At 70.6% G+C, this 25,391-nt stretch carries 22 protein-coding genes; 16 read left to right on the top strand and 6 right to left on the bottom strand.

From position 1 onward, the window contains the following. The first annotated feature begins 78 nt into the window (after nt 1–78). Nucleotides 79–3,129: an FtsK/SpoIIIE domain-containing protein gene (locus tag CCK91_RS10270; protein ID WP_086473945.1), complete on the top strand. Its 3,051-nt coding sequence runs from the start codon at nt 79–81 to the stop codon at nt 3,127–3,129. 31 nt (nt 3,130–3,160) lie between these two features. Here CCK91_RS10270 and CCK91_RS10265 read toward each other — a convergent pair whose 3' ends face one another. Together CCK91_RS10265 and gabT are read right to left on the bottom strand one after the other, a co-directional pair. Continuing rightward, nucleotides 3,161–4,165 (bottom strand): asparaginase, encoded by a 1,005-nt coding sequence (locus CCK91_RS10265; protein ID WP_086473944.1) that lies wholly within the window; start codon nt 4,163–4,165, stop codon nt 3,161–3,163. Continuing rightward, nucleotides 4,162–5,535 (bottom strand): 4-aminobutyrate--2-oxoglutarate transaminase, encoded by a 1,374-nt coding sequence (gene gabT / locus CCK91_RS10260; protein ID WP_086473943.1) that lies wholly within the window; start codon nt 5,533–5,535, stop codon nt 4,162–4,164. Before gabT ends, CCK91_RS10265 begins: the two co-directional genes overlap by 4 nt. 82 nt (nt 5,536–5,617) lie before the next feature. Here gabT and CCK91_RS10255 point away from each other — a divergent pair, with 82 nt between their 5' ends. After that, nucleotides 5,618–6,100, top strand: a complete 483-nt coding sequence (locus CCK91_RS10255) for an OsmC family protein (protein ID WP_086473942.1) — start codon at nt 5,618–5,620, stop codon at nt 6,098–6,100. A 21-nt stretch (nt 6,101–6,121) separates the two neighbouring features. Here the strand turns inward: CCK91_RS10255 and CCK91_RS10250 are convergent, their stop codons facing one another. Beyond that, entirely contained in the window at nt 6,122–6,865 is a 744-nt protein-coding gene (locus tag CCK91_RS10250; RefSeq protein WP_086474298.1) for a lysophospholipid acyltransferase family protein, read from the bottom strand. 215 nt (nt 6,866–7,080) lie between these two features. Here CCK91_RS10250 and CCK91_RS10245 point away from each other — a divergent pair, with 215 nt between their 5' ends. The 7 genes from CCK91_RS10245 (at nt 7,081) to ispG (ending at nt 14,309) form a co-directional block, all read left to right on the top strand. After that, nucleotides 7,081–8,079 carry an FKBP-type peptidyl-prolyl cis-trans isomerase gene (locus CCK91_RS10245; RefSeq protein WP_086473941.1) on the top strand — a complete coding sequence of 333 codons (999 nt, stop codon included), beginning with the start codon at nt 7,081–7,083 and terminating at the stop codon, nt 8,077–8,079. A gap of 35 nt (nt 8,080–8,114) precedes the next feature. Continuing rightward, on the top strand, nt 8,115–9,194 hold the full coding sequence (locus CCK91_RS10240; protein WP_086473940.1) for a 1-deoxy-D-xylulose-5-phosphate reductoisomerase: 1,080 nt from the start codon (nt 8,115–8,117) through the stop codon (nt 9,192–9,194). A gap of 85 nt (nt 9,195–9,279) precedes the next feature. Next, nucleotides 9,280–10,614: a M50 family metallopeptidase gene (locus CCK91_RS10235; protein ID WP_079707172.1), complete on the top strand. Its 1,335-nt coding sequence runs from the start codon at nt 9,280–9,282 to the stop codon at nt 10,612–10,614. 120 nt (nt 10,615–10,734) lie between these two features. Then, nucleotides 10,735–11,943, top strand: coding sequence for a sensor histidine kinase (locus CCK91_RS10230; protein WP_086473939.1), 1,209 nt, complete (start codon nt 10,735–10,737; stop codon nt 11,941–11,943). Further along, nucleotides 11,940–12,599: a response regulator gene (locus CCK91_RS10225; RefSeq protein ID WP_086473938.1), complete on the top strand. Its 660-nt coding sequence runs from the start codon at nt 11,940–11,942 to the stop codon at nt 12,597–12,599. Before CCK91_RS10230 ends, CCK91_RS10225 begins: the two co-directional genes overlap by 4 nt. Before the next feature lie 134 nt (nt 12,600–12,733). After that, the gene (locus tag CCK91_RS10220; protein ID WP_086473937.1) at nt 12,734–13,072 is read left to right on the top strand and encodes an SHOCT domain-containing protein; all 339 of its coding nucleotides are present in this window, start codon (nt 12,734–12,736) and stop codon (nt 13,070–13,072) included. A gap of 76 nt (nt 13,073–13,148) precedes the next feature. Next, nucleotides 13,149–14,309: a flavodoxin-dependent (E)-4-hydroxy-3-methylbut-2-enyl-diphosphate synthase gene (ispG, locus tag CCK91_RS10215; protein ID WP_086473936.1), complete on the top strand. Its 1,161-nt coding sequence runs from the start codon at nt 13,149–13,151 to the stop codon at nt 14,307–14,309. 45 nt (nt 14,310–14,354) lie between these two features. Here the strand turns inward: ispG and CCK91_RS10210 are convergent, their stop codons facing one another. Genes CCK91_RS10210 through CCK91_RS10200 form a run of 3 tightly spaced genes read right to left on the bottom strand, consistent with a single transcriptional unit; the run spans nt 14,355 to nt 17,888 of the window. Then, nucleotides 14,355–15,701 carry a DUF6716 putative glycosyltransferase gene (locus tag CCK91_RS10210; protein WP_133059975.1) on the bottom strand — a complete coding sequence of 449 codons (1,347 nt, stop codon included), beginning with the start codon at nt 15,699–15,701 and terminating at the stop codon, nt 14,355–14,357. After that, on the bottom strand, nt 15,694–16,623 hold the full coding sequence (locus CCK91_RS10205; protein WP_086473934.1) for an N-acetylneuraminate synthase family protein: 930 nt from the start codon (nt 16,621–16,623) through the stop codon (nt 15,694–15,696). The genes CCK91_RS10210 and CCK91_RS10205 overlap by 8 nt, the downstream gene beginning before the upstream one ends. Beyond that, nucleotides 16,620–17,888 (bottom strand): acylneuraminate cytidylyltransferase, encoded by a 1,269-nt coding sequence (locus tag CCK91_RS10200; protein ID WP_086473933.1) that lies wholly within the window; start codon nt 17,886–17,888, stop codon nt 16,620–16,622. The genes CCK91_RS10205 and CCK91_RS10200 overlap by 4 nt, the downstream gene beginning before the upstream one ends. Nucleotides 17,889–18,086: 198 nt before the next feature. Between CCK91_RS10200 and CCK91_RS10195 the strand changes: the two genes are divergently transcribed. From CCK91_RS10195 to CCK91_RS10165, 7 genes are read left to right on the top strand one after another with little or no spacing between them, the layout of a single operon-like run. Then, nucleotides 18,087–19,088, top strand: a complete 1,002-nt coding sequence (locus CCK91_RS10195; RefSeq protein ID WP_086473932.1) for an AAA family ATPase — start codon at nt 18,087–18,089, stop codon at nt 19,086–19,088. Nucleotides 19,089–19,092: 4 nt separating this feature from the next. Then, a complete protein-coding gene (locus tag CCK91_RS10190; RefSeq protein WP_229939091.1) occupies nt 19,093–19,983 on the top strand; it encodes a DUF58 domain-containing protein in 891 nt (296 codons plus the stop codon). Then, nucleotides 19,970–20,437: a hypothetical protein gene (locus tag CCK91_RS10185; RefSeq protein WP_079002737.1), complete on the top strand. Its 468-nt coding sequence runs from the start codon at nt 19,970–19,972 to the stop codon at nt 20,435–20,437. Before CCK91_RS10190 ends, CCK91_RS10185 begins: the two co-directional genes overlap by 14 nt. Beyond that, nucleotides 20,428–21,426 carry a vWA domain-containing protein gene (locus CCK91_RS10180; RefSeq protein ID WP_086473931.1) on the top strand — a complete coding sequence of 333 codons (999 nt, stop codon included), beginning with the start codon at nt 20,428–20,430 and terminating at the stop codon, nt 21,424–21,426. Before CCK91_RS10185 ends, CCK91_RS10180 begins: the two co-directional genes overlap by 10 nt. After that, complete coding sequence (locus tag CCK91_RS10175) at nt 21,423–22,463, top strand: VWA domain-containing protein (protein ID WP_086473930.1); 1,041 nt, start codon at nt 21,423–21,425, stop codon at nt 22,461–22,463. Before CCK91_RS10180 ends, CCK91_RS10175 begins: the two co-directional genes overlap by 4 nt. Beyond that, entirely contained in the window at nt 22,460–23,554 is a 1,095-nt protein-coding gene (locus CCK91_RS19810) for a hypothetical protein (protein ID WP_207568210.1), read from the top strand. Before CCK91_RS10175 ends, CCK91_RS19810 begins: the two co-directional genes overlap by 4 nt. 41 nt (nt 23,555–23,595) lie before the next feature. Next, a complete protein-coding gene (locus CCK91_RS10165) occupies nt 23,596–25,353 on the top strand; it encodes a proline--tRNA ligase (protein ID WP_086473929.1) in 1,758 nt (585 codons plus the stop codon). Nucleotides 25,354–25,391: the final 38 nt, after the last annotated feature.

Raw genomic sequence — 25,391 nt, 5'->3', positions numbered from 1 at the left:
CCGCCGCTCGCGCGGGCTTCGCGCCCGGTCTGGAGGTCCGGCCAGCAGGTCAAGGCCAATCGGTGCTCCACTGGAGCCATGAGCTCTTCGGACGTGTCGCCCTCCGCGACCACCTCGCACCGGACCGCGACGACGCCGATCCGCCTCCGTGCCCCCAGCCCGCCGGCAGAGCCGCCCACCGGGTCGCTCCCGATCCTCGCGAGCCTCGCCCCGGTCATCGGGTCGGTCGCCCTGTTCGCGATCACCGGCTCACCCGTGACCCTCGTCTTCGCCGCGCTCGGGCCCCTCATCGCCGTCGCCGGGTTCATCGACGCACGTTGGACCAGACGGCGGCGCGGACGGCGGGCGCGCGTGGCGTACGACGCTGCGGCGCAGGAGCTGGAACAGGACATCGCGCGCGCACATGCCGCGGAACGCGAGGAACTGGGCGCGCTCCATCCAGCTGGTCGGCTGCTCGACGTCCTCGACGGACCGGATCGCGCCAGATGGCGGGTACCGGAGGCCCGCCGCACGCTCGTCTGCGTCGGGCGAGGGGAGACGAGGAGCGCCGTCCGGGTCGACGTGGGGGCCGACGACGAGCGGTGGGCGTGGGCGGGACGGCTTCCCGAGGCTCCCGTCGTGGTCGACGCGGTCGAGGGGATCGGCATCGTCGGTGGCAAGGTGTTCGCGCGCGCGGTGGCCCGCAGCGTCCTCCTGCAGCTCGCCCGGCAACTCCCGCCGCAGGCAGCGCAGTTCTCCGGGGAGCCTGCGGCTCTCGACGACCGCGCCTGGGCGTTCCTCGAAGACCTCCCGCACCGTGCGGTCTCGGACCCGGTCGAACCGGCGCGCGGCGGGCGAGCAGCTGAGCCGACCCTCGTCTCGGTCGTCGAACGCTGGGAGGAGGCCGGGTCCGCAGCGGGCCGCTCGGGAGGACGCCCGCCCACCGGAGGTGTGCTCGTCGCACTGTCCGACACCGTGGAGCTCATCCCCACCCGCTGCAGACACCTGCTCGTCCTCGGTGCCGACGGGCAGACCGTCCTCGCCGACGGTACCGGCGCCTCTTCGTCCGTGTCGGTTTCGCCCACCCTCCTCGCGGAAGCCGAGGCGGAGCACGTCGTCGGGGCGCTCGCCGCCGCCGCACTCACGACGGGGGAGTCCCCGACCCTCTCGAGTCTGCCGACCGACGTCGCCTTCGCGCAGGTGCATCCGGTGCGGGGCCGACGGCCACCGACAGGAGCCGACTGGCGGCCCGATGCGCTCCGGGTCGCCGTCGGGACCGGCGTCGAGGGCGTGCAGTCGCTGGACCTCGGGGCGGACGGACCCCATGCGCTGGTCGGCGGCACGACCGGGAGTGGCAAGAGCGAGCTGCTCATCACCTGGATCACGGCTCTCGCCGCGCAGTGCTCGCCGCAGGAGCTCTCCCTGCTCCTCGTCGACTGCAAGGGCGGCGCCTCCTTCCAAGCGGTAGAGACCCTGCCGCACGTGGTCGGCATGGTGACCGACCTCGAGCCGGGAGCGGCGGACCGCGTCGTGTCGAGTCTGCGAGCCGAGCTCCGCCACCGCGAGCGCGTGCTCGCCGGACACGGGGCGCGGCACTTGCTCGATCCAGTGCTCCTGCCGGAACACCGACCGGCACGGCTCGTCGTCGTCGTCGACGAGTTCCAGGCGCTGCTCGACGCGAGCCCGCACCTCCATCAGGTGTTCGCCGACCTCGCGGCCCGCGGGCGATCACTCGGCCTGCACCTGATCCTCTGCAGCCAGCGTCCGGCGGCGGTCGCGGCCGATGCCATCCTCGCGAACTGTACGCTCCGTCTCTCACTCCGGGTCACCTCGCGCCCCGACAGCGCCGCGATCCTCGGTGTACCCGATGCGGCTGCGATCCCGGCCGGCACCCCGGGCCGCTGCATCGTCTGGAACGGCGACCGACGGCTCGTGTTCCAATCAGCGGTCACCACCTGCGACGACATCCTCGCGGTGCGTGAGCGCTGGCGCGACGCGCCCGCACCTCGGCGGCCATGGCTCGACCCCCTGCCGGCACGCCTGGCCTTGACCGCCGTCTCGGCGATCGAGGCGGGACGTGCCGGAGGCTCGGAGAGGACCGGTGACGGCTGTCCTCCCGGCGAGGGCGTCGTGTTCGGCCTTGCGGACCTCCCCGAGGAGCAGGCACAACGCCCCGCAGTGTGGTGTCCGGAGCACGACGGCTCACTGTTGGTGCTCGGCGCCGGACGTTCCGGTCGAACGACCCTGCTGGACACGCTCGAGGTCGGCGCGCGCGACCGCTTCCGCGTGGAGCGGGTCGGTCAGGATGCCGAGCAGGCCTGGGACACCGTCATGGCGCTGTCGGATCCGCTCCGCCCGACCGAGCGCACCCTCCTCCTCGTCGACGACGTGGAGTCGCTCCTCGCCACCGCCGGGGACGAGCACGGCGCCGCCCTCCGCGACGCACTGCTCGGCCTGCTTCGAGACGGGGGACGCCGCGGCATCAGCGTCGTCCTCGTCGCCTCCCGGCTCGGCGGTGTGGTCCACCGGTTCTCGGCTCAGCTGGGCAGCACGCTCGTCCTCCGCCTCGCCGATCGGCAGGATCATCTCGTCGCCGGCGCACCCGCCTCCTGCTTCGATCCACGCCGACCCGCCGGCCGCGCGCACTGGCAGGACTCGGAGGTGCAGATCGCGCTCGCTCCACCGTCGCCGGCGTCACCGTCCTCTGCGCCAGGGGTCCACCGCTGGCGGCCGAGCCCGGAACGCGCGACCGTCATCGTCACGCGCGCGACCGGAGCGGTCAGGGCGATGCTGCAGCGGCCGAACGGGACGGAGCGGCGCGTGCGGCTCATCGAACCGGCGGCGCACCTGTTCCCGTCCGCACCGCTCGCGGGCGTCGCCTGCATCGAGAGCGACGTCCGGGAGGACGACGCCGCGATCGTCGTCCTCGTCGACCCCGAGACCTGGCTGTCGGGCCGGTTGGTCGTCGGGCGAGACCTTCCGCCGAGCACCGCCGGTGCCGACCTGGTGGTCCACGGCTGCTCCGCGGCCGACTTCCGGCAGGTGACCAGGAGCCGCGAACTCCCACCACTCCTCGGCTATGCGAGCGGCCGTGCCTGGTGGTGGCGGGCCGGACAGGAGGCGATGCGTGTGGACCTGCTCGGCTCCTGACCCGAAGCCGCTGAGGCTGTCGGCCGGGCGGTCAGACCGCGGTGACGGTGATCCGCCCGACGACGGCGGCTCCACCGTGGATGGCCAGGTCGAGTTCCGGTTCGAGGGCGTCGACGGCGGCCGCATCGAGCGCTCCGACCGAGACGAGCAGCCGGAGGGCGATGATCGTCGAGGCCCGGAGCGAGCCGTCGAGGACCTTGAGCGCGACGGTCGCGCCGCCGGGTGCCGACATGACCATCACGCCTTCCGCCCCGAGCTTCGCGAACAGGCCGAGGCGCTCGATGACGAGCGTGTTCGCCCGGCCGGGTCCGTCGAGCGCCCAGCCGTTCGCGAGGACCGCCGCCGTCAGCAGCCCGGCATTCCGGTACAGGGCGAACGGCGAGGTGGGGGAGGAGTTGACGACGCGTCCGATGCCACGCGCGAGTCCGGTCAGGGAGATCGCGTACACCGGTGCCCCGCAGCCGTCGACCCCGCTGGCGGCGGGCTTCTCGCCGGTGAAGCGCTCGACGGTGTCGCGGACGGCGAGCTGCAACGGATGGTCGGGCTCGAGATACGTCGCCTGGTCCCAACCGTTCTGCGCGCAGGCGAGCAGCATGGCCGCGTGCTTGCCGGAGCAGTTCATGTACAGGGGGCTCGTGCCGAGCCCGTCCCGGACCAGCTCGTCGCGCGACGCGCGATCACCGGGCCAATCGGCCGGGCACTGCAACGCCGAGTCCTCGATCCGAGCCCGACCGAGCATGCTGCGCACGACCTGGACGTGCTTCCGGGTCCCCGCGTGGCTCGCGGTCGCGAGCACAGCCTGAGCGCCCTCGAGGGACACCCCCGCGTTCATGATCGTGATCGCCTGGAAGGGCTTGAGGCACGAGCGAGGGAAGACCGGTGCGTCCGGTGCTCCGAGGCTCGCGAGGACCTCCCCCTCCGGCCCGAGGACGATCGCCGATCCGGCGTGCCGTGACTCGATGAAGCCGCTGCGCTCGACGACGGCCAACTCCACCGCGTCCGCGACACCGAAGGTCTGGGGGACCGCCGTGCTCACAGTGCTGCGAGCGCCTGATCGATGACCGTCATCGCGTCTGCGATGAGCTCGTCGGAGACGGCGAGGCTCGGGAGGAAGCGGAGGACGTTGCCGTAGGTGCCGGCGGTGAGGACGAGCACGCCCTGCTGGGCGGCGGCTGCTGCGATGGCGCTGACGGCGGCCGCGTTGGGCTCCTTCGTCGTCGAGGCGGTACCCGGCTGCACCAGTTCCATCGCGATCATCGCGCCGATGCCGCGGACGTCGCCGATGATGTCGTACTTGCCCTGCAGTTCGAGCAGCGCCGACGTCAGGGTGGCACCGATGCGATCCGCTTCGGCCAGCAGACCACGGGACTCGATCGACTCGAAGACCGCGACCGACGCCGCACACGCGACGGGGTTACCGCCGAAGGTGCCGCCGAGGCCGCCGGGCTGGCTGGCGTCCATGATCTCGGCGCGACCCGTGACCGCTGCGAGCGGCAGGCCGCCGGCGATGCCCTTCGCGCTGAGCACGAGGTCGGGGACGAGTCCGAAGTGCGAGCTCGCGAAGTACTCGCCGGTGCGTGCCATGCCGCTCTGGATCTCGTCGGCGATGAACACGACGCCGTTGGCCGTGCACCACTCCTGGAGCGCCGGGAGGTAGCCCTCCGCGGGGACGACGAAGCCGCCCTCGCCCTGGATCGGCTCGACCACGAGGCAGGCGAGGTCGGTGGCGCCGATGCGCTTCTCGAGGTACGCGATGGTGCGGGCCGCGGCCGCAGCTCCGGACAGGCCGTCGTGGTAGGGGTAGGAGTTGGGGGCGTGGTAGACGTCGCCGGCGAACGGGCCGTAGCCGGTCGCGTACGGGGCGGCCTTGTAGTTCATCGCCATGGTGAGGTTGGTGCGACCGTGGTAGCCGTGGTCGAGCACCGCGACCGCCCGTCGACCGGTGTACTTGCGAGCGATCTTCACACCGTTCTCGACCGCTTCGGCGCCCGAGTTCACGAGCACCGACTTCTTCGCGAAGTCGCCCGGGGTGTGCTCGGCGAGCAGCTCCGCGACGCGCACGTACTCCTCGTAGGGGGTGATCGTGAACAGGGTGTGCAGGACGTCGGCCGCCTGGTCCTGGACGGCGCCGACCACGGAGGACTCCGTGTGGCCGATGGTGGTGACGCCGATGCCGGCACCGAGGTCGATGAACTGGTTGCCGTCGACGTCGACGACGATCGCGCCGTGCGCGCGCTCGATGTACACCGGGAGGACGCTCGACACACCATCGGACACGACCGCGGTGCGGCGGGCGTGCAGCGCCTGCGAGCGCGGGCCCGGGACGGCCGTCACGATGCGACGCTCCTGGGTCACGCTGGGGGCGGAGGCGGTCGTCTGGTCCGTGGTGTCGAGCGTGTCAGTCATAGTCCTCCAGCGTAGCGCGACCTCCCGACAGCGGGGCCGCGAACGCGGGCCGCGGCGGAGAGGCCAGTGGGATACTGGTGGCATGATCACGGGCCACCACGACTACACCATCGGCGTCCGCTGGGACGGAGACCTCGGGACGGGCACGAGCGGGTACCGGGACTACTCCCGGGAGCTCACCGTGACGGCCGCCGGGAAGCACGACCTCGAGGGCTCGGCCGACAAACCGTTCCGCGGCGACCCGGGCCGATGGAACCCCGAGGAGCTGCTCCTGGCGGCCCTCGCGCAGTGTCATCTCCTGTCCTATCTCCACGTCGCCGTGACCCTCGGTGTCGTGGTGACGGCCTACACGGACGACGCCGTCGGGACCATGGTCGAGGACGGTGCCGGCAGCGGTGCGTTCACGGAGGTCGTCCTGCGTCCGCAGGTCACGGTCGCCGATGCGTCGATGGTCGAGGCGGCGCGAGCCGGGCACGCCCGCGCGAACGAGCTGTGCTTCATCGCCAACTCGGTGAACTTCCCGGTCCGCCATGAGCCGACGATCGTGGTCGCGACGACCACCTGAGGAGTGGACCGGCGCCGCGGCTCAGAGCCGTTCCGGGCGGAAGGCGCGCTTGATGCGCTCGACGGTGTCGGCGGGCGGCGACTCGTTGTAGGCGTTCGCGAGTTCCTGGCCAGTGAGGGCGTGGATCGCCGCCATGATCTCGTCCGTCGCCTTGCGTCTGGCGCGTCCTGAGGTCGCCGGGCCATGGTGGCTCACGTCGATGGGTTCACCGAAGATCACCGTGACCGGTTTGAACTTCGGGATCGTGGTGCCCACCGGCATGAGGTCGTCGGTGCCGATGAGGCCCACCGGGACGACCGTCGCGCCCGTGGTGAGTGCCAGCCAGGCGACACCGGTCCTGCCGCGGTACAACCGTCCGTCGAGCGACCGGGTGCCCTCGGGGTAGATGGCGAAGGCCTCACCGCTCTCGAGGATCCGGCGTCCCTGGTCGAGCGCCTCCTGCGCCGCCTGCCCGACGCCACGTTCGACCCCGACCGCGCCGATCGAGGTGAAGAACGTGCGCGAGACCCAGCCCTTCAGACCGCGTCCGGTGAAGTAGTCGGACTTCGCGAGGAACTGCACCCGGCGTGGGGCGCTGATCGGGATCGCGATGCTGTCGATGAAGGAGAGGTGGTTGCTCGCCAGGATGACCGGCCCGCGCTTCGGGACGTTCTTGCGGCCGATGATCTTGGGGCGGTAGAGCAGCTTGGCCGTCGTGTTCAGGACGGCTCGTCCGAAGTAGTAGACGACACCGGGTTTCGACGGCGTGGCCACCGTGTCGACCATCGACGGTTCGACCGTGGTCTGGTCGGAGGGTTCCTGGGCGCGTCGCTGCGTCTGCTCCTCATCGGCCATGCGCACGACTGTACCCGCCGACGCATGCGCGACTCGGCATACTGGCGTGGGCTGATGCACCGAGGATGTTCGGCGCGCTGTCAGCCAGCATGGAGCCTGGTGGGTGAAACTGGACCGACCCCTCAGCAACGACCGAAAGTTCCCCTGTGCGCAAGAGCCTCTGCCTTCTGGCCGTCATCGCGTCCCTCGTGTCGCTGACCGCGTGCAGTTCGGCGACGTCGCAGTCGCAAGCGCTGGCCAGCCCGGGGGAGTGCGCCGACACGAGTGCCGGCAAGGCCTCCAAGGCGATCAGCGTGAGTGGCGACTTCGGCTCGATCCCCAAGGTCACCTTCGCCAAGGGCACCCTCGCTGCAGACACCACCGAGCGCACGATCGTGGCGAAGGGCGACGGAGAGCGGGTCGATCCCGGCGACACGACGTTCGTCGAGATGTCGATCTACAACGCCGTCACCGGTTCGATCGTCGCGCAGACCGCCTATGGCGCCAGCCCGGCCACAGCGATCGTCGTCAACGACCAGAAGTACCTGAAGGGCCTCGTCCGAGCCGTCGAGTGCACGACCGTCGGATCCCGCGTCGCGGCGTTCGTCACGGCAGGCGACGGTTTCGGCTCCGCAGGGTCGAGCGACGGCACGGTCCAGGCCGACCAGCCGCTGGTCGTCGTGGCCGACGTCCTCAGCACGGTGCACAGCGACGCCAAGGCGGACGGCGTCCCGCAGGAGCCCGTCGCCGGGATGCCCGCGGTCGAGCTCGACACCGCCGGACGACCCACGGTCACCATCCCCGAGGAGCCCGCTCCGGCCGATCTCCAGGTCGCGGTCCTCAAGCAGGGCGACGGAGCGGTGGTGCAGTCCGACGCCGAGGTCATCATCAACTATCAGGGTGTGAACTGGCGGACCGGCGAGGTCTTCGACGAGAGCTGGGGCAACGGACCGACCAACTTCCAGCTGTCCGCCGTGGTGAAGGGCTTCTCGAGCGCCATCGCCGGCCAACACATCGGATCGCAGGTCATCGCCGTCATCCCACCCGAACTCGGGTATGGACCGAGCGGCGGCAACAGCCAGGCGGGGATCGAGGCCGACGACACCATCGTGTTCGTCATCGACATCCTCGACGCGAGCAGCACCACGGCTCCCGCCGCGGGCTGAGCGGCCCGCACCGCCGCCGACGTAGACTGACCGCCGTGAGACGCGTCATCATCCTCGGATCAACCGGCTCGATCGGCACGCAGGCACTCGACGTCATCCGGGGTGATCGCGACCGCTTCGAGGTCGTCGGCCTGACGGCCGGCTCGAACGCCGAGCTCCTCGCCGAGCAGGCCGCCGCCTTCCACGTCGACGACACGGCCCTGGGTGCGGCCGACGCCGAGCGGCTCATCCGCAGCGTCGACGCCGACGTGGTGCTGAACGGCATCACGGGCTCCATCGGGCTCGGCCCGACCCTCGCGGCCCTCGAGACGGGCCGGACGCTCGCGCTCGCGAACAAGGAGTCGCTCATCGTCGGTGGCGACCTCGTGCGGCGGATCGCGGCACCCGGCCAGATCGTGCCCGTGGACTCCGAGCATTCCGCGATCGCCCAGGCCCTCCGATCCGGCACCGCCACCGAGGTGCGACGGCTCGTCCTGACCGCCTCGGGAGGGCCGTTCCGCGGACGCGACCGCGCGTCGCTCGCCGGCGTCACGCCAGCCGAGGCGCTCGCCCACCCCACCTGGGACATGGGTCTCGTCGTCACGACGAACTCGGCGACCCTCGTCAACAAGGGTCTCGAGGTGATCGAGGCGCACCTGCTGTTCGACGTCCCGTACGACCGCATCGAGGTGACGGTCCACCCGCAGTCGATCGTCCACTCGATGGTCGAGTTCATCGACGGTTCCACCATCGCCCAGGCTTCGCCGCCCGACATGCGGCTCCCCATCTCCCTCGGGCTCGACTGGCCGGGCCGGGTCCCAGGCGTTGGCGTCCCGCTCGATTGGACCTCACCCCAGCAGTGGACGTTCGAGCCCCTCGACCATGAGGCCTTCCCGGCGGTGCGACTGGCCAAGCTCGTGGGCGGGCAGGGTCGCACCTATCCGGCCGTGTTCAACGCGGCGAACGAGGAGGCCGTTGCGGCCTTCCATGCGGGTCGGCTGGGCTACCTCGGCATCCTCGACACCGTCCGCGCGGTCGTCGACGACCACGAGGCGCCCGAGGGCGAGCTCACCCGGGAGGCGCTCGCGGAGGCGGAGCGCTGGGCGAGGGCTCGCGCGCAGCAGCGCATCGGCTGACCTGCCCGTTCATCGTCGGAAGCTTCCGAGCGGCCGTACAGCCAGCGTGCAGCCGGTGACCCGACCGCGCGAGTAGGGTTACGCCGTGGAATCCGTCCTCCTCTACCTCCTCGGCATCGTGATCGTGCTCGTGGGCCTCATCGTGTCCATCGGGCTGCACGAGGTCGGTCACCTCGTGCCCGCGAAGCTGTTCGGCGTGCGGGTCACCCAGTACATGATCGGCTTCGGTCGCACCATCTGGTCGCGCCGCAAGGGCGAGACCGAGTACGGGGTCAAGATGATCCCGCTCGGCGGCTACATCTCGATGATCGGCATGTTCCCGCCCAAGCAGCCCGGCGGTGCCGCCCGGAACGCCAGCACCGGCTTCTTCGACACGCTGGTCCAGGACGCGCGGGAGGCGAGTGCCGACACGATCGGCGCCGGCGACGAGGAGCGCACCTTTTACCGGTTGCCCGTCTGGAAGCGGATCGTCGTCATGCTCGGCGGGCCGTTCATGAACCTCGTCCTCGCCGTCCTCTTCATCGGTATCGCCGTGTCGGGGTTCGGCGTCCCCCAGCAGAGCAGCACCCTCACGTCGGTGTACGAGTGCGTGTTGCCGTCGACGAGCGACCGCCAGAGCTGTGCAGCGGGGGATCCGCAGGGGCCGGCCGCCGCCGCGGGCTTGAAGCCGGGCGACACGATCCTCTCGATCGACGGCACCCCGATCTCCACCTTCGCCGAGATCTCCGCGGCCGTGCAGGATTCGCCGGGCAAGCCGTTGGCCCTCGAGGTCGCGCGCGGTGAGCAGCGACTCGACCTCACCCTGACGCCGTTGCTGCTCGAGCGGGACGTCGTCGATGCCGAGACCGGCAAGATCGTGACGAACGCCGACGGCTCGGCGAAGACCCATGAGGTCGGCTTCGTCGGCATCACCCCACAGCAGCAGATGGTGGCGCAGCCCGTCACCACGATCCTGCCGACCGTCGGCGACACGATCGCCCGGACCGCCAACATCATCCTGAACCTGCCCCAGCGACTCATCGACGTCGGGCAGGCAGCGTTCGGATCCGGCGAGCGCGACCCCAACGGGCCGATGAGCGTCGTGGGCGTCGGACGGGTCGTGGGCGAGGTGGTCAGCCTCGACGAGATCCCCGTCGCGTCGAAGGCCGCGACCGTGTTCGGCATCCTCGGGTCGCTCAACGTCGCGCTCTTCGTCTTCAACCTCATCCCTTTGCTGCCCCTCGACGGCGGGCACGTCGCAGCAGCGCTCTGGGAGGCGATCCGCCGCCGCTTCGCGAAGGTCTTCCGACGTCGCGACCCGGGACCGGTGGACGCGGCGAAACTCATCCCGCTCACCTTCGGCGTCGTGATCGTCCTTGGTGGCATGAGCGCGCTCCTCGTGTACGCCGACATCGTGAAGCCCGTCAACCTCTTCGGCTAGGCCGAGGCGAACGGAGCCCGCGGGACCGTCCCATCTCGGCACGGTCGTGCTCCCCGGGGAGTACGGCGGAGCCTCCGTGCGGGCGACGCGGCCGCTGCGACCCGCGAGTACCATGCAGGGATGGCATCGGTCGAGACGGGTTCGGCGCCCTGGATGACGCCGGGCGATCGCCGACCCGGACGCCCCGTCTGGCGCCTCTGGGCGCCGGTGGTCGTGTCCTTCCTCGTCCAGGTGCCAGCGACCGCCGTGCTCGCCCTCCACGGTTCGTTCGGCCCGGGTGCCGGTGCCTCGGGGTGGTCCCGTTCCTCAGCCGTCCTCCTGGCACTCGCAGGCGTGCTCTGCCTGCTCGCTGCCAGGCGGTCGCCCGGGCCGACGGTCGCGGCGGTCTCCGTGCTGTCGACCGCCTCGATGCTGACGGGGCCCACCTGGGGCCCTCCCGCCGTGGCGCTGGCGTTCGCCGCGGGGTCCGGCATCGTCCGTGGTGCGCGCGGCTGGACCTATCCGTCGCTGGGACTCGGGTGGGCGCTCGCCCTGACCGTCGCGCTCGCCGTCGGTTGGAAGGTGTCGGGCTTCCGCGTCGGGGCCACGACCGCCCTCGTCATCGTCGCCGTCCTCCTCGCCGAGGGACTCCGCACCCGACGCGAACAGCTCGACGCGGATCGCCGACGTCGGGGCGAACGTCGCGCGTCCGCCGCCCAGGAGGAGCGCGTGCGCATTGCCCGCGAGCTGCACGATGTGGTCGCACACTCACTCGCACAGATCACCGTCCAGGCCGGTATGGGGCTGCACCTCATGGACACCCAGCCAGAACGTGCCAGGGAGGCTCTGACGAACATCAAGGGGTCGAGCAAGGCGTCGCTCGACGAGGTCCGTGGCCTCCTCGACGTCCTCCGCGGTGCCGATGCGGGCCAGGACCCGGCGACCGGCGCGCCGAGGCGACCGGGGCCGGATCTCGAGGCACTACCAGTCCTCGTCCAGTCGCTCCGAGACCAGGGCGTCGACGCGGTGCTCGAGGTGAGGCTCGTCTCCACGCCCGGTGCGGCCGTGCAGCAGGCGCTGTACCGGATCGCGCAGGAGAGCGTCACGAACGTCCTCCGGCACGCGCAGGCCGGACGGGTCTCCGTCGAGCTCGTCGAAGTCGACGGCACCTACCGCCTGCTCGTGGAGGACGACGGAGTCGGTGCCCCACCCGGACCCGCCGAGCACGGCAACGGCCTCCTCGGCATGACCGAGCGCGCCGAGCTCCTCGGCGGCACCCTCGAGACCGGGCGGAGTCCGCTCGGCGGCTTCCGTGTCACGGCCCGGGTGCCGGTCCGAGGCGCCGCATGATCCGCGTGGTCGTCGCCGACGACCAGGCACTCATCCGCGGCGGGTTCCGCGCGCTCCTCGACGCGGAGCCCGACATCGCGGTCGTCGGTGAGGCGGCCGGTGGGGACGAGGCACTCGTCGTCGTCCGCCGGGAACGGCCGGACGTGGTCCTCATGGACATCAGGATGCCCGGAGGGGACGGCCTGGCCGCCACCGAAGCCGTCGTCGCGGATCCGGCGCTCCAGGACACCCGCATCATCGTCGTCACCACCTTCGAACTCGACGAGTACGTCGCGCAGGCGATCCGAGCAGGCGCGAGCGGCTTCCTCGTGAAGGACACCGAGCCGGCCGAGCTCATCCGGGCCGTCCGCGTGGTCGCGTCGGGTGACGCCCTGCTGTCGCCCGGGGTCACGAGGCGGCTGCTCACCCAGGTCGCCGGAGCGATCGCCGCGCCGCTCGACGACGCCGTGATCGCCGGGCTCACGGAGCGCGAACGCGAGGTGCTGGGTCTCGTCGGACGCGGACTCACCAACGAGGAGATCGGAGGGGCGCTGTTCCTCAGCCCGCTCACGGCGAAGACCCACGTGTCGCGCATCATGTCGAAGCTCGCCGCGCGCGACCGGGTCCGGCTCGTCGTCATCGCCTACGAGACCGGGCTCGTCAGTCCCGGCGTCTGAGCACCGGGTGGCCGTACTCCCGGGGGAGTGCGGTGATCCGTCCCGTCGTCGGATGCCCTCGGCCACCATCCGGAGGAGGCTCGGGGTCGTGATGCGGACGACGGTCGTCGTCCGCCCGACGAACGGAGTCCTCCATGTCCACCTCCCTGATCGTGCTCGCCGCGACCGCCATGCATCCCGGCGGTCCCGGGCCGGGCTTCCACCTCCTCTGGCTGCTGCTCATCCCCGCGTTCTGGATCGCCGTGATCGTCCTCATCGTCGCGCTCGTCGGTCGGCGGTGGCGTCGCCGAGCCTGGTCCGGGACGTCCCCGGACGGCCACCAGGGCCCGCCGTGGGCCTGGCGTCAGGACGGGTCCCGGAGCGCCGAGCAGATGCTCGCCGAGCGCTTCGCCCAGGGCGACATCGACGAGGTCGAGTACCGGGAACGGCTCGGCGTCCTGCGTGCGAATCGCGAGGCGCCGCCCGCGCGCTGACCGCGGATCGCGACGTCCCAGCAGGCATTCAGCTCACGGGGAGCCTGCGGGGCGTCGCGCGCGTAAGCTGAGGCTCGTGGTAGCTATCAATCTGGGTCTTCCGTCGGTTCCCGAGACGCTCAGCCCGCGACGCACGTCGCGACAGATCAAGGTCGGTAAGGTGCTCGTCGGCGGTGATGCCCCGGTGAGCGTCCAGTCGATGACGACGACCCAGACGACGAACATCAACGCGACCCTCCAGCAGATCGCCGAGCTCACCGCCTCGGGCTGCGACATCGTCCGCGTGGCCGTCCCGACCCGCGACGACGCCGAGGTCCTGCCGATCATCGCGAAGAAGAGTCAGATCCCGGTGATCGCCGACATCCACTTCCAGCCCGCCTACGTCTACGCCGCGATCGACGCGGGGTGTGCGGCCGTCCGGGTCAATCCCGGCAACATCCGGAAGTTCGACGACCAGGTCGGCGAGATCGCCCGGCGCGCGAAGGCCGCCGGCGTCTCCCTCCGCATCGGTGTCAACGCGGGGTCCCTCGATCCGCGGTTGCTGCAGAAGTACGGCAAGGCGACCCCAGAAGCGCTCGTCGAGAGCGCCGTCTGGGAGGCGAGCCTCTTCGAGGAGCACGACTTCCACGACTTCAAGATCTCCGTCAAGCACAACGACCCGGTCGTCATGGTGAAGGCCTACCGGCTGCTCGCCGAGCGCGGTGACTGGCCGCTGCACCTCGGCGTGACGGAGGCCGGTCCCTCCTTCCAGGGCACGATCAAGAGCGCGACCGCCTTCGGCATCCTGCTCTCCGAGGGCATCGGCGACACCATCCGTGTCTCGCTCTCCGCGCCGCCGGCGGAGGAGATCAAGGTCGGGCTGCAGATCCTGCAGTCGCTGAACCTCCGCGAGCGCAAGCTCGAGATCGTCTCCTGCCCGAGCTGCGGGCGCGCGCAGGTCGACGTCTACAAGCTCGCGAACGACGTGACCGACGGCCTCGAGGGGATGAGCGTCCCGCTGCGCGTCGCCGTCATGGGCTGCGTCGTGAACGGCCCCGGAGAAGCTCGTGAAGCCGACCTCGGCGTCGCGAGCGGCAACGGCAAGGGCCAGATCTTCGTCAAGGGCGAGGTCATCAAGACGGTGCCGGAGTCGGAGATCGTCGCGACGCTCATCCAGGAGGCCAACCGTCTCGCCGCCGAGATGCCCGCCGACGACACCTCCACGGGCGCTCCGGTGGTGACGGTCGGCTCCAACTGAGCCTGGAGCGCCGCCCGACCGGTCTCCGGCCGAGCGGCGTTCCCGTCAGCGGGCCGTGCGGTGACGAGCCCCGTGCGGAGCGCGCACCGGCGTCTCCGTCTCGATCGGCGCGAGCCGACGGGAGGGGATCGGTCGGCGCTCGGCCGGCTGGACGCCACGAGCGCGACGGACCAGACGGCGTGCGATCTGCAGTGGCCGCCCGATGACGAAGGCGACCGTGCCCAGCGCGCTCGTGTCGGCCCGCCCGAACGCCCGACGACGCTCCCAACCGGTGCGGAGCATGCCGCCGCGACTCTGTCGTGCCCGAGGGCGGATCGGCAGGGTCCCGAGGTCGCGCGCGGCGAACGCCTCCTCCGACCGCTGGATCCAGTCGTCCTCGTCGACGGGGTGGAAGTAGTTCTGCTGCAGCCAGTCCGGGTTCGGGTGCCGGAACCGGGCGGCCATGAGGTCCTCTTTGGAGGCCAACAGCCCGCTGCCTTCGAAGACGGTGTTGATGAGCGCCGGGTCCACACCGAAGTCGTCGAGCAGGATGACCGGCACCCCGGCGGCGATGGCTTCGATCGCGGCGGTGGAACTCACGGTGACGAGTCCGGCCGCGTGGCCGAGATGGACCGCCATCGACCCGGTGGCGACCCGCAGGTTGCCGGGTGTCGGACCGGTCAGGAGGGTGTCGAAGGGGTAGTGCTCGTGATGGGTCTGCGGGTCACCGGCGAGGCCGCGCACCTTGATCACGACGTCGAGGTCGCGATGCCGGTTCGCGAGGGTGCGCAGCCAGGAGAGGATCCGGAGCCGGTCGCCGCGATCGGCCGGGACCGTGGCCTGGGCGGCGAAGACGACCCGGGTGCGCGGGGCGGGCTCGGCCGATGACTCGATCGACGCGTCCGTCAGGAACGGCAGGGTCGCGAGCGCGAACGCCGGTTCGACCCCGTGCGTCAGCGCGAGTTCACGGTAGGCGGCGACCTCGCGATGGCTGTGCAGGACGAAGACGTCCGCCTGCGCGCGGAGGAAGATCCCCTTCCACTTCGCCGGGATGGAGATGCCCGGGAGGCCGGTGAGCAGCACCGGGCGGGTGGCGCGCCCGAGCGCGAGGAGTTCCGAGATGACGACCTCGGCGACCGGTCCACGCGTGGAGACGAACACGCCGTCCGGCTGCTCGGTCCGGATGAGGTCGACGAGCCGTCGAAGCGACAGACGACGAACGGTTCGTCCCTCGAACGCCGTGTGGAGCAGCGCGATGTCCACCTGACGGTCCGTGGCGGACACGTCGCTCTCGACGAGGACGAGGTCGACGTCCCAGCCGGTCGCGCGGGAGAGGGTGGCGGCGCCCCACTTCACGAAGGAGTCGGAGTCCACCACCCCGATCACGCGACGGCGGGGCCCGTGATCAGGCATCGACCCTGCGCAGCTTCGCGAGCGGAGCGAGTTCGCCGGGGAAGATGCGCTTGACGCCGTCACCCATGGCGGTCTCGATGACCCGGATGTCGCGGACGAGGTTCGAGAAGCCGTGCGGTTCGAGCGACGCGGCGTGGTCCGAGCCCCACATGGCACGGTCGAGCGTGATGTGGCGTTCCACCATCGTGGCTCCGAGGGCGACCGCGGCGAGGGAGATCTGCAGACCGGTCTCGTGGCCGGAGTACCCGATGGGCACACCGGGGTACCGGGCGGCGAGGCTGTCGATCATCCGGAGGTTCGCCTCTTCGGCGGGCAAGGGGTAGGTGGAGGTCGCGTGCAGGATGACCAGCGGCGAGCCCCGGAGGATCTCGACGGCGCGGTCGATCTGCTCGAGCGTCGACATGCCGGTCGAGAGGATGATCGGCTTCCCGGTCGCGGCGAGACGGGTCAGGAGGCCCGAGTCGGTCACCGAGGCGGACGCGACCTTGTGCGCGGTCACGCCCAGGTCCTCGAGGAAGTCGACGGACGGTTCGTCCCAGGGGGAGGCGAACCAGCTGAGGCCGCGCAGGGTGGCGTGGTCGCCGATCTCGATGTACTGCTCACGGTCGAACTCGACCCGGTAGCGGTAGTCGAGGTAGCTCATCTCACCCCACGGCGTCTGCCGCGGGACGTCGCGCATGTGCGCCGGCGTCGAGATCTCCGGCGTGCGCTTCTGGAACTTGACGGCCTGTGCGCCGGCGTCGGCGGCCACGTCGATGAGTCGCTTCGCGAGCTCCACGTCGCCGTTGTGGTTGAGACCGATCTCCCCGATGACGTACGCGGGGGCGCCTCCGCCGACGGGGATGCCGTCGATGCGCACGGGGGACGGCTGCGTCCGGCCGTCGAGGTCGGTGGTGTCGTTCGCGTCCTGGTGGATGCTCATGGTCGTGCTCCGTTCGATTGCAGCGTGGACAGCTTCAGGGGGTCGAGGGCCGCGCGTGCGGCGAGGACGAGGTCGGCGAGTTCGCGGACGGCGCCGTCGCCACCTCGGCGTTCCAGGACGAGCCGGGAGACGGCTCGGGCCTCCGGATGGGCATCGGCGACGACGACCGGCCAGCCGACGATCTCGAGGGCCGGGATGTCGTTGACGTCGTTGCCGAGGTACGCGATGCGGTCGAGTGGGACACCCTTCGCCGTGGCCCAGTCGCGGAGCGCGGTCGCCTTGTCGGCGGAGCCGTACACGACGTCGACGCCGAGTTTGGCCGCGCGTGCGGCGACGATCGGGACCCGCTCGGTCGACAGGATCAGGAACGGCAGCCCGGCCTCGCGCAGCTGACGGACGCCGAGGCCGTCACCGCGATGGACGCTCACCCGTTCGACCCCGTCGGCGTCGATGCTGGCGCGGTCGTCGGTGTGGACCCCGTCGAAGTCGGTGACGACGGCGTCGACGTCGAGGTGGTGCTCCGAACGCTCCGAGCCCGACGGGATCCCCAGCTGGCGTTCGGCGAGTCCGGCGATCGCCTCGGCGACGAGCAGATCCTCCGGCTCGTCGATGTCGAGCGCGGCGAAGGACCTGGTGACGGCCGGTGCGATCCGGCCGAAGAAGCGGTGCCCGGCCTCGAGGAAGCCGTCCGTGTCGAAGACGTAGAACGAGCCGGTCTCGCGATATTGCGGGGCGCGGTCCTGTCGCCGGGGACGCTCGCGGTGGTCGTGGCCGATCCCTCGGGCACCCTTCGTCTTCTCCGTCCAGAGGAAACCGTGGTCGAGTACCGCGGCGAAGACGGAGTCCGCCTGCCCGGAGGCGACGAGCGCGACGGCGTCGTCGAGTGCTTCCACGTCGAGGAAGGGCGACGTCGCCTGCGCGAACACCGTCACGGGGGTCAGCTCACCGCGCCCCGCGAGGACACCGAGCGCGTGGAGGAGCGCGGCCTCGGAGGAAGTGCTGTCCTCGGCGAGTTCGGCGGGCCGGTCGATGACGTCAGCGCCGGCGGCGACGGCAGCGGCGGCGAGGTCCGGGTGATCGGTCGTGACGACCACACGAGAGACACCACCCGACCGCAGCAGACCTTCGACCGACCGCGCGATGAGGGTGCTCCCACGGACCGTCCTGAGGTTCTTGCGGTGGATCCCCTTCGAACCGCCCCTGACCGGGACGATCGCCGTCGCGCCGTCGATCTCCGGGTGCCTCCCGTGCGCTGCAGATGTCATCGATCCACGGTAGGAAGCGGCGGTGGACGCGAGGGGGACGGTGGGCGAACGGCGGCCGACGCCCTGGTGGCCATCCGGTGGCCGAGGCGTCCGAGCTCGGGATCTTCACACGTAGACTGTTCGGACCGCCGGGTTCCACCAGGCGGATCCGCGTTCGACGATCAACCGTCCGGACCGCCAGCCTCGCCAGGGAGACCAGTGACCGTGACGCCGAGCACCCCCATCGCGCCAGCCGAGCTGCAGCGGGCCCGCAGCATCCTCTCCGAGATCGTCGGAGCCTACGACGCGAAGGTGGTCGGCCAGCAGGGCCTGCGCACCACCCTGCTCGCGGCACTCGTCTCGGGCGGACACGTCCTGCTCGAGAGTGTCCCAGGACTCGCGAAGACGACCGCGGCGGAATCGATCGCCCAAGCGGTGAACGCGTCGTTCAAACGCATCCAGTGCACCCCCGACCTGTTGCCGAGCGACATCATCGGCACCCAGATCTACGACGCCCGCACCGGTGCGTTCCAGACCCAGCTCGGGCCCGTACACGCGAACTTCGTCCTCCTCGACGAGGTCAACCGGTCGAGCGCGAAGACCCAGAGCGCGATGCTCGAGGCGATGCAGGAACGCCAGACCTCCATCGGCGGTACGCACTATCCGCTGCCGAAGCCGTTCTTCGTCCTCGCCACGCAGAACCCCATCGAGCAGGAGGGCACGTACCACCTGCCCGAGGCGCAGCTCGACCGCTTCCTCCTCAAGGAGGTGCTCGACTACCCGACGATCGGCGAGGAGGCCGAGATCGTCCGTCGGGTGAACTCCGGGCTCTACGAGACCGACGAGGAACGCCCGGGGGTCAGCCTCGAGGACGTCCTGTTCCTGCAGTCCCTCGCCAAGCGGGTCTACCTCGACGCGTCGATCCTCAACTACATCGTCCAGACGGTCTACGTCACCCGCCATGCGAGCGATTACCTGCCGCCGAAGCTCGCGAGCTACATCGAGTACGGGGCGAGCCCGCGTGCCAGCATCGCGTTCAGCACCGTCGCGCGGGCGCTCGCGGTCCTCGCCGGGCGTGACCACGTCATCCCGGAGGACGTCAAGGGCTACCGCCACCAGGTGCTGCGGCACCGCATCATCCTGAACTTCGAAGCCGCGGCCGACGACGTCTCGCCCGAGACGATCATCGACGCCGTCTTCGGAGCGGTCCAGGCACCGTAGGCCCGTGTCAGCCCCGCTGCTCCACCGGGTGAAGTCCAAACTCTTCATCCACGCCCACCGCCGCGTGCGGGGGATGCTCGACGGCGAGTACCGTTCGGTGTTCCAAGGGAGGAGCCTCGACTTCGACGACCTCCGCGAGTACACCCCGGGCGACGAGATCAAGGACATCGACTGGAAGGCGACGGCCAGACACGGCGCTCCACTCGTGAAGCGCTTCATCGCCACGCGGAAGCACCAGGTGCTGTTCGTCGTCGACACGGGTCGTGATCTCGCGGCGCTCGCCGAGGGTGGGAGCACCAAACGCGAGGTCGCCATCCTCGCGGTCGGCATCCTGGGGTACCTCGCGATCCGGCACGGCGACCTCGTCGGTCTCGTCGCCGGCGACGCCGCCGCACCGGAACTCGTCCGACCAGCCGGCACCGAATCGGCACTCGAACGCCTGCTGCAGCACATCGACCGGCGTGCGTCGCTCGCGGCACCCCAGAGTGATCTCGACGAACTGCTCGGCTACGCGGCACGGTCGGTCAAGCAGCGCTGTCTGCTGGTGATCGTCTCCGACGACGAGGAGATCACGCCGAAGCGGTCGGAGATCCTCCGTCGCCTGCACGTCCAACACGAGGTGCTCTGGATCTCGGTCGGGGACGCCGACCTCATGCGAGCCGAGTACACCGGTCGGGCGATGGTCGACGTCGCCGACGAGCGGTCCCTGCCGGCCTTCATCCGGTCGGACGACGCGCTCCGACGCGAGTTCACCGAGGCCGTCACCAGCGCGACCGCCCGACACCTCGACCAGCTCGAGGAACTCGGCATCAGCGGTCAACGCGTGACCGGGGCCGACGACGTCGTCCCCGTCCTCTTCCACCTCCTCGAGGCCCACCGACATGCCCGGCGATAACGGCTACTACGCACCGGTCCAGTACACGCTGCTCTGGCCGGTGCTCGGACTCGTGCTCATCGCGCTCGTGATCGGGTGGTACGTCTGGATGCTCGCCCACGTGCGCCGTCGCGCGCGCGGGAGCGCTCCGCGCCCGGCGCCGCAGCCGTCGCCGACCGTCCTGCGCGACCGCTACCTCGCGCTCATCGGCGAGATCGAGCGCGAGCACGGGGACGGCGCCCTGAGTACGCGGCGCGCCCACCAACGGCTCGGCGCGATCCTCCGGATGTACGCGCACGAGTCCAGTGGTGTCCGCGCCCAGGTCATGACCCTCGCAGACCTCGACCGCGCCGGACTCGCGCCACTCAGTCGTGCCGTGTCGGCCTACTACCCGGTCGAATTCCGCGAGGCCGAGACGGGCAGCGTCGCCGAGGCCGCCACGCTCGCCCGCCAGGTGGTGACGACATGGAGCTGATCTACTGGTGGATGCCGCTCGTCTGGCTCCTCGCCGTGGCCGCGGTGGTCGCCGCCGTCGTCCTCGTGGCCCGTGCCGGGCGGCGCCGGAAGGCGAACGCCGAGCCCCTGTGGGTCGCGCACTCCGAACGGCTCACCGCGCTCCCCGGATACCGTCGCGCGTTGTCGCGGTACCGGCGCCTCATCATCGCGACGATCGCCGCGCTCGGGGTGCTGCTGCTCGCCGGCACGGCCCTCGGGTCCCGCGTGGTGAGCACGACGGTGTTCCAGCCCGAACTGCGCAACCGCGACATCGTGCTGTGCCTCGACGTGTCTGGGTCGATGACGGAGTACGACGCCGCGCTGGTCGGGGTGTTCGAGAAACTCGTGCAGCGGTTCGACGGTGAGCGGATCGCGCTCGTCCTGTTCAACGCGTCCGCGACCACGTACTTCCCGCTGACGAGCGACTACGACTACGTGGCCGCGCAGCTCGACCACCTCGTCGAGGACCTCACCTCGCCGGAGAGCGACTACGAGTACTGGAACGGCACCGATCTCGGGAACGGTTCGTCCCTCATCGGCGACGGTCTCGGGTCCTGCGTCATGCGGTTCGACCAGGTCGGCGAGGAACGGTCGCGCTCGATCGTGCTCGCGACCGACAACTACGTCGCCGGTGAGCCGATCCTCACGCTCAAGGAGGCCGGCGCGTACGCGAAGGCGCAGGACGTGACCGTGTACGGGATCAACCCCGGCGACGTCTCCAGCAAGGACTACCTCGACGACCTCGCCGCCGAGATGGACGAGGTCGTGACGTCCACCGGCGGGGACTACTACGCGCTCGCCGACCCCGGCGCGGTCGGCGGCATCGTCCAGCAGATCACGGCCGAGCAGACGAAGACGCTGAAGGGCGCCAAACAGCTCGTGCAGGTCGACGAGCCGTTCGTCTTCGTGCTGGCGGCGTTCGGCGGCCTCGCGGCGCTCATGCTGCTCGCCTGGAGGTTGCGCCGATGACCATCAACCCCGTTCTGCCGATCTGGGCCGTCGCCGTGCTCGGCACCGTCCTCGCGGCCTTCGCCGTCTGGCAGTTCCTCGCCGGGGTGCGGCGGCCAGGAGCCTGGCATTGGATCGCCCGACTGGCCATGGTCGTCGTGCTCGTGATCATCGCCCTCCGACCGACCATCCCCGGCAACCATCGCCCACCGTCCGCGATGGGCGACCTCGACGTCTACTTCGTCGTGGACACGACGAGCTCGATGGCTGCCGAGGACTGGCCGGACGAGACCGCGTCGGGGACGGACGAGAACGGCGCCCCGAAGCCGCCGACCCGACTCGACGGTGCGAAGGCCGACATCACCGGTATCGCCGACCGGCTGGCCGGTGCCCGATACGCCCTCGTGACGTTCGACGCCGTGGCCGTCCAGCGCATGCCCCTCACGACGGACGCGACGGCGCTCCGGTCGGCTGCGGAGGCGATGACGCAGGAGATCACCACCTACTCCCGCGGCAGCAGCATCGACGCGCCGGTGGAGTTCATGACCACGCTGCTGACCCAGGCCGAGGAGCAGGAGCCGGGTCGGAACCGGATCATGTTCTACCTCGGCGACGGCGAGCAGACGAGTGGAGCGGCCCCCGGGTCGTTCGAGAGCATCGCACCGCTCATCGGCGGCGGTGGCGTGCTCGGCTATGGGACCGAGGCCGGTGGGACCATGCGCGAGTTCTCCGGGTACCAGGACGGCAGCGTCCGCTACATCCAGGACTACTCGACCGGTGAGCCCGCCGTGTCCCGGCTGGATCCGGGCGCACTCGAGACGATCGCGTCGCAGCTCGGCGTCGAGTCGGAGATCAGGACACCGGGTGCGTCGCTCGAAGACGCACTCGACGGCCTCGCCGTCGGCGGCGTCACCGTCGAGGACGAGGTGGACATCCGGCGCACCGATGAGCTGTACTGGGTGTTCGCGCTCGGGTTCGGTGTGCTGCTCCTCACCGAGCTCCCCGGCCTGGTCGGCGCGCTGGGCGAGCTCCGACGGACGAAGGGTGGGCAGGCATGACCCTCTTCGACGATCGGACCCGCACCGACCGGCCCGACGATGCGCCGCGCAGCCCTGAGCCACGGCCACGACTCGAGGAACCGCGGCGTCCGCCGCTGGCGCCGGCCGAGGTCGCCCGGTTGCGCCGTCGGCTGTTCTGGTGGTCCCTTCCGCTGGTCCTCGTCGCCCTCGTCGTCGGGGTCAAGTTCGTGAGTCTGCCGGTCGTCGCGCAGTCGGCGATCGCCGAGTACCGCGCCGAGGACTACTCCGGGGCGCAGTTGAGCGCGGGCCACCTCTTCACGGCGAACGTCGTCGAGCCGTGGATCGCCTGGTTCGACCGGGGCACCGCAGCCGCGGCCGGACAGGACTGGGTGCAGGGGACCGACGACCTCGGCAAGGCGCTCGAGCTCGCGCCGACGGAGGAGACCGCCTGCATCGTCCGGGTCAACCTGGCGCGCGCGTACGAGACCCAGGCAGACGAGTACGTGAAGGGCCAGTTCTTCCAGGGCGCCATCAACCTCTACGACACCGCGAAGCGCATCGTCGACGAGGGCGAGGGCTGCTTCGAGGGGGAGTCCCAGGATCAGAACGAGGACCCGCAAGACCCGCAGGACCCGCAGGACCCGCAGGACCCGCAGGACCCCCAGGACCCGCAGGACCCCCAGGACCCGCAGGACCCGCAGGACCCGCAGGACCAGGGTGATCAAGGTGGTCAAGGAGGTCAGGACGACCAGGGCGGTCAAGGTGACCAGGGTGACCAGGGCGATCAGGGGGACCAGGGCGGAACCGGGCAGCAGCCCGACGTGATCGATCCGAAGGGTACGCCCGGTGAGAACCTGCAGGACACCGGCGATCGCATCGACCGCAAACGTCAGGATGCGACCGACCAGCGCGACCGGTCCGGCGGGCAGGGCCAGCAGGATCCTTCGAACGGGGGACAGGGCGACGGCGACTCGAGCGGCTCGAGCGGTACCGGTGACAGCGAGGTCGACGGGAAGGTCGACAAGTTGAAGGACGCCGGCCAGGACGCCCAGCAGGACAAGTCGACCGAGGACGCCAAGAACCGCGGTCGCAACAACGACAACGGGAACTTCGCCGATCGCCCCTGGTAGCGGTTCCGGGCTGCCTGCGTGTGACGGACTAGCATGGACAGGTGGTTACGCGCCTTTCGAATTACTTCCTCCGTACGCTCCGTGAAGACCCTTCCGACGCGGAGGTGACGAGTCACCGCCTGCTGGTGCGGGCGGGGTACATCCGACGCCAGGCGCCGGGCGTCTTCGCCTGGTTGCCGCTCGGGTTGCGGGTGAAGAACAAGATCGAGGCCATCGTCCGCGAGGAGATGGCGAACGCCGGCGCGTTCGAGGTGCACTTCCCCGCGCTCCTGCCGCGCGAGCCCTACGAGGTCACCGGCCGGTGGGAGGAGTACGGCGACGCCCTCTTCCGCCTGCACGACCGCAAGGGTGCCGACTACCTGCTGGCCCCGACGCACGAGGAGGTCTTCACCCTGCTCGTGAAGGACCTCTACTCCTCCTACAAGGACCTGCCCCTGTCGATCTACCAGATCCAGGACAAGTACCGCGATGAGGCGCGTCCCCGGGCAGGCCTCCTGCGCGGTCGTGAGTTCACCATGAAGGACGCCTACTCGTTCGACGTGTCCGACGCCGGGCTCGACGCGAGCTACCAGGCGCAGCGCGACGCCTACGAGCGCATCTTCACGCGGCTCGGCCTCGAGTACGAGATCGTGCAGGCTGACGCCGGCGCGATGGGCGGTTCGCGGAGCGAGGAGTTCCTACACCCCACCGCGGTCGGTGAGGACACCTTCGTGCGTTCGGCCGGCGGGTACGCCGCCAACGTCGAGGCCTACACCACCGAGGTCCCGGAGGCCCGCCCCATCGAGGGTCTGGCACCCGCGACGGTCTTCGATTCGCCGAACACCCCGACGATCTCGACGCTCGTCGACCTCGCCAACGAGCGACACCCGCGCGACGACGGACGGGCGTGGACGGCGGCCGACACCCTCAAGAACGTCGTGCTGGCGCTGCGTCACCTCGACGGCACGCGCGAGCTGGTCGTCATCGGCCTGCCGGGCGACCGCGACGTCGACCTCAAGCGCGTCGAGGTGGCCTTCAGCCCCGCGGAGGTGGAGGCCGCGACCGAAGCGGACTTCGCCGCGAACGCCGGGCTCGTCAAGGGCTACATCGGGCCGTGGTCCCCGCAGGGGCCCGTCCTCGGCGAGGAGTCGGCGACGGAGATCCGGTACTTCCTCGACCCCAGGGTCGTCGACGGCACCGAGTGGATCACCGGCGCGAACGTCGATCAGCAGCACGTCTCCGGCCTCGTCGCCGGGCGCGACTTCACCGCCGACGGCTTCGTCGAGGCGGCTGAGGTCCGCGCCGGCGACCCCGCACCCGACGGCTCCGGACCGGTCGAGCTCGCTCGCGGCATGGAGATCGGGCACGTCTTCCAGCTCGGGCGCAAGTACGCCGAGGCGCTCGGCCTCAAGGTGCTCGACGAGAACGGCAAGCTCGTCACGGTGACCATGGGCTCCTACGGCATCGGGATCACGCGCATCCTCGCGATCATCGCCGAGGGCAACAACGACGAGCGCGGTCTCATCTGGCCGAAGGCCGTCGCCCCGTTCGACGTCCACGTGGTCGCAGCAGGACGCGACGCGGCGATCTTCGAGGTGGCCGAGGAACTCGTGGCCTCCCTCGAGGCGAGCGGGAAGGACGTCCTCTACGACGACCGCACCGGCAAGGTGTCCCCGGGCGTCAAGTTCGGCGACGCCGAGCTGATCGGCGTGCCCGTCGTGGTGGTCGTCGGTCGCGAGGCCACCGAGGGCTTCGTCGAGCTCTGGGACCGGGCCGCCGGCACGAAGGACCGGGTCGCGATCGCCGACCTCGCCCTCTGAGCCACGAGAGCGCAGTAACGGTCGTCATCCGCGGGGAA

Source organism: Plantibacter elymi (nom. nud.) (assembly GCF_900177795.1).
GTDB lineage: Bacteria > Actinomycetota > Actinomycetes > Actinomycetales > Microbacteriaceae > Plantibacter > Plantibacter elymi.
This window is presented reverse-complemented; position numbering and strand designations above follow the sequence as displayed.